Below are 4290 nucleotides of genomic sequence, written 5' to 3'. Positions count from 1 at the left end.
GCTGGCGATCTGGGTCACGCCATCGCGGATGCCGCTGATCAGGTCGCGCAGGGTCACGCCCATGCGCGCAATGCCTTGTTGCAGCACGCCGAGCTCGTCGCGGCGGGTAACGACCACGTTCTGGCTCAGGTCGCCGCTGGCGATGCGCTCGACCACGGCCATGGTTTCCTGCAGCGGACGGGTGATCTGACGGGTGATGATGAACGCCGCGATGACGCCCACCAGCAACGCCAGCAGCGTGCTGATCAGTTGCAGGGTGCGGGCCTGGGCGCTTTCCATGTCACGACGGTCGAGCTGGATCTGATACATCTGCTCGCTCAGGGTCACGATGTTGGCGCCCTGATCGGTCATTTCCTTGCGGGCCTGCACGGCTTCGCTGTTGGCGTTCTTGAACGCCTGCAAGGCACTGCGGTAGTTGGTCAACGCGGTTTCCAGCTGACGCAGGGTGTCTTGCTGGGTGCTGGAGAAGTGCGCGCTCAACTGTTTCAGACTGGCGATGGCCACATCCAGTTGGCCGACGGCTTTCTGCTCGGTATCGGCATTGGTGGTGGCGGTGTAGCCGCGCACTTCGTAGCGGGCCAGGATGAACGCTTCCTTGGCTTCGGTGATGGCCTGGAACTGCTCGAAGCGCTCCTCGCTCATCGCCATCTGCCGCACGCGGTTGCTGATCGATTCGATCAAGTTGTAAGCGGTCTCGGCATTGGCGGCCATGGTATCGCGCGCCGTGTTGCCGGTGCGGTAGGCGTTGCGCATCTTGTTCAGGGAGGTCTGGTACTCGGCGATGGTCGCGGCCTGCTCCTTGAGCAGCTTGACGTTTTCCGGGCTCTTGAACTTGCCCAGCAGCGCCTGCTGTTGCGCGGCGAAACCGTCGAGGGTGGTCTGCACGTTCTGCGCGGCGGTTTCATCGCCATTGGTCAGCATGTATTGCAGGCGCACCACGCGCAGCTTGGTCAGGCCGGCGTTCAGCTGGGTGATGTCGCTCATCCAGTTGCTGCGGTCAATCAGGCCACCGAGGCTGGTCCAGCCGGTCAGGGCCAGAATGCAGGTCAGGGCCAGGACGAGACCGAAACCCAGCCCCAGTTTGAGGTTCACGCTGATATTGCCGAACCAGCTATTCATCACAATTCCTCCAGAAAACGTTGTGCGTCTTGATCGTCGGTCAGGCTGGAAGATTGTTGTTTTTTTGAGCCAGCAAGGGTGTTAGCAGGACTGTATCGGCCGCAAATCCGAGAGCTGAAAGGATTTTGTCCGGCGGAATTTGTAACAAGAGTCTCAAGACTTTTTTCACATGGGTTTCACCGGCTGCCCACGGCGGCCTCTGTACCTTCGCCGGATCAAATGACAGTGCCGCGGACTGGCAAGGCGGATTTTTGTGGAATTGAGACTGAGTCTGTTCGGCGTCAAACGCTCGATCGACCTGAGTGGCCTGGCCCGTTTTCGCAACCTCGGGGTCGTTCTGGCGGCATCGGCGCTGGTGGTGCCGCTGACCCTGTGGCTGCTGGCGCCGAAGGCGGTGCCTGATCTGGCCCACGGCAACGTGGCCGGCGCACAGGCGCTGGCCGCCGGTTGGGCCAAGGGCGACATGATCGTGCTGGTGCGCCATGTCGAGCGCTGCGATCACTCTTCGGCGCCATGCCTGAGCGGCAATGACGGCATCACCGACCGTTCGCGCAGCGTCGCGGTCGCCGTCGGTGCACAGTTCGAGCACCTGGGCCTGAACCATGCCGACATCTATAACAGCCCGATGACCCGCACCGTGCAGACCGCCGGCTACATGTTCAACCACGCGACGACCGGCGAAGACTGGCTGATCAGCTGCAAGGGCCGCATGTTGCAGGATGCCCTCGCGCACAAGGTGCCGGGGCGCAACCTGATTCTGGTCACCCACAGCGAATGCATGGCGCAACTGGAAAAAGACCTCAGGGTGTCGGCCACGACCCCCGGTTATGGCTCTTCGCTGTTCGTTTCCGCTGCCAACCCGGCTGCTCCGAAAATGCTCGGCTTCATCGAAGCCTCTGACTGGCGCACGCTGTCCAGCCGATAAGTGATCGTCACCGAAACGAAAAAACCGCCGGTGATGGCGGTTTTTTCGTTTGTGCTTCACAACATCAATAACTGACGAAGTAGTACGCCTGCCGCCCGACCATCATGGTCTTGAGCACTTTCAACGGAGCGGCGGGCTCGTTGTCCCCCGACATCACGGCGATGTTCGAGGAGGATGCACCGAGGAAATCCTTCAGTTGCGCATCGGTATCCAGGCCTTTGAGCACGCTCCGGGTGTAGAACACGCTGGCGCCGCCGACCCGTTCGTTGGCCTGGAACAGCGCGACCTGATGGCCGCTGGCTTGCAGGCTCTGGATATGTTCGGTCAGTGGCAGGAACGACAATTCCTTGTCCGCTTTCGGCAACGCCCATTGCGCGGCGCCGAGGTAACTGGCGATCACCACGGTCAGGATGCCTGCCGCCAAGGCCTGACGATGACGGGCGATCCATCCGACAAACCCGCTGTTACGGCCCTTCAATCTCTCGAACAGCACACCCGCATATTCCGCCGCGATCACCGCCGCTGCGGGCGTCATCGACATCAGGTACACCGTGCGCTTGCTCGATGCCAGGGTCAGCATGATGAACTGCGCAACGATCCACAGGCTGAAAAACAGCAGGTAACGATTGGCCTTCAATTGTTTGCGGAAGTGCCACAGCCCCAGGTACACCAGAATGTTCCAGGGCAGGAACGCTTCCGGCAGCTTGGCGATATAATAGTAGAATGGCTCGTAGTGCCCGGCTTCGACGAAGGACCCGCTGAAACGCCCGACACTGTTGGTCAGCAAGACTTCGCTGACAGCCTGGCTGCCGCCCCGTTGATAGAGCACCACGAGCCAGATCAGCAGCGGAATCAACCCGACCACCGTCAGCAATCCCGGCCGCAGCCAGTCCGTCAGTTTGAAGCGCTTGTCCATCAGGTTGTCAGCCAGCAGATAAGCGAAAATCACCACCCCCGGCATCGCCAGACCAAGCATGCCTTTGCTCAGGGTGGCGATGGCAATTCCGACGATAAACAGCAGCGAATTCCCCGGCGTCGAGTGGCGCTGCGCCTGGAAAAACGCCAGCAATGCCGTGGTCACGCCCAGCGCGAGCAACGCATCCTCGCCAACCCCGCGCACGTTGCTCCAGTAACTGGCCATGGTCGCCAGCAGAATGCCCGCCGTCCACGCAATCGCTTTCGGCCGTCCGAAGCGCCGCAGCATGCCGAACAGCACCATCACACTAAGCAGGCCGGCCACCGCCGACGCCAGCCGCACCGCCCACGGCGACACGCCGAACACCCGCATGGCGCCGGCGTCCAGCCACAGACTCAGGGGCGGCTTCTCCAGAAACGGTTCGCCGAACAGCCGGGGCGTCACCCAGTCATCGTCCAGATGCATCTCCATGGCGATACCGGCGACCCGCGCCTCGGTGGAACCTTGCAGTTGATGATTGCCCAGCGCAAAGAAAAACAGCAGGGCGGCAAGCAAGAACAATGAAGTGACGGCACGCGACGGCATAGGTTTCAGATAACCGGAAAGGGCGGGAGGCCAGAGCATACTTCGTCAATGCTTAACAAATTGTGAAACTCACGCGAGTCGCCGCGACCAACGCTGATCCGGGGCCTCGAATGCCGGATTGACCAGCGCCGTCAGCACATGATCCTGCCAGCGCCCGGCGATGTTCAGATACGCCTTGGCATAGCCTTCTTTTTCGAACCCGAGACGCTCAAGCAGCCGTGCACTGCGTTCATTGCCGGGAATGTAATTGGCCATGATCCGGTGCAGATTCTGGGTCTCGAACATGTAGGCGATCGCTGCTTCCAGCGCTTCCTGCATCAACCCTTTGCCCTGATGCGCCTCATCGATGTGATAACCCAGATAACACGCCTGGAACGCACCCCGAATGATCCCGCTGAAATTGCACGCACCGATCATCTGCTCGCCATCCGGAGTCAGCAACGCCATATGCACCGCCAACCCGGCTGCGAAGGCACTGGCCTGCACTTCCAGGCGTCGGCGGATCTGTTCGGTGGAGAAATAGTCGGTGGTACGGATCGGCGACCACGGCGCGAGATGCCGCTGGTTGCGTTGGTAGAAAGCGCTTTCCAGTGGCGCTTGAACCGGGTCGAGCACCGCGAGCGTCAGGCGTTGGCAGGGGAGGGTCAACAGCGGCATTGGGGGCTCCGGCTTTCGGGGACTATCGCCAGAATTGCGCGGTGGACGGGAAAACACAAACGCGTGGCCAAATCCCGGGCAAAAAAAA

At 61.1% G+C, this 4290-nt stretch carries 4 protein-coding genes; 1 reads left to right on the top strand and 3 read right to left on the bottom strand.

Annotated elements, in window-relative coordinates; all coding sequences use genetic code 11:
- The coding region (locus tag BBF94_RS26725) for a methyl-accepting chemotaxis protein (RefSeq protein WP_141676639.1) at positions 1 to 1119 on the bottom strand (1119 nt) is incomplete at its 3' end.
- Positions 1120 to 1372: 253 nt separating this feature from the next.
- Here BBF94_RS26725 and pmrG point away from each other — a divergent pair.
- Positions 1373 to 2044: a lipopolysaccharide core heptose(II)-phosphate phosphatase PmrG gene (gene pmrG, locus BBF94_RS26720; protein WP_065261912.1), complete on the top strand. Its 672-nt coding sequence runs from the start codon at positions 1373 to 1375 to the stop codon at positions 2042 to 2044.
- Between the two features lie 64 nt (positions 2045 to 2108).
- Here the strand turns inward: pmrG and BBF94_RS26715 are convergent, their stop codons facing one another.
- Both BBF94_RS26715 and rimJ read right to left on the bottom strand, forming a co-directional pair.
- Positions 2109 to 3584: an ArnT family glycosyltransferase gene (locus BBF94_RS26715; protein ID WP_065261911.1), complete on the bottom strand. Its 1476-nt coding sequence runs from the start codon at positions 3582 to 3584 to the stop codon at positions 2109 to 2111.
- 30 nt (positions 3585 to 3614) lie between these two features.
- Positions 3615 to 4202: a ribosomal protein S5-alanine N-acetyltransferase gene (gene rimJ / locus BBF94_RS26710; protein WP_065261910.1), complete on the bottom strand. Its 588-nt coding sequence runs from the start codon at positions 4200 to 4202 to the stop codon at positions 3615 to 3617.
- Between the last annotated feature and the right edge of the window lie 88 nt (positions 4203 to 4290).

Origin of the sequence: Pseudomonas bananamidigenes, assembly GCF_001679645.1 — a bacterium.
GTDB classification, from domain to species: Bacteria; Pseudomonadota; Gammaproteobacteria; order Pseudomonadales; family Pseudomonadaceae; genus Aquipseudomonas; species Aquipseudomonas bananamidigenes.
The sequence above is the reverse complement of the archived record's forward strand: the minus strand, read 5'-3'. Positions and strand labels throughout refer to the sequence as shown.

Excerpts from the sequence above, each read along its gene's own strand:
- BBF94_RS26715 (WP_065261911.1), bottom strand. The coding sequence starts at position 3,584 with ATGCTCTGGCCTCCCGCCCTTTCCGGTTATCTGAAACCTATGCCGTCG.
- rimJ (WP_065261910.1), bottom strand. The coding sequence starts at position 4,202 with ATGCCGCTGTTGACCCTCCCCTGCCAACGCCTGACGCTCGCGGTGCTC.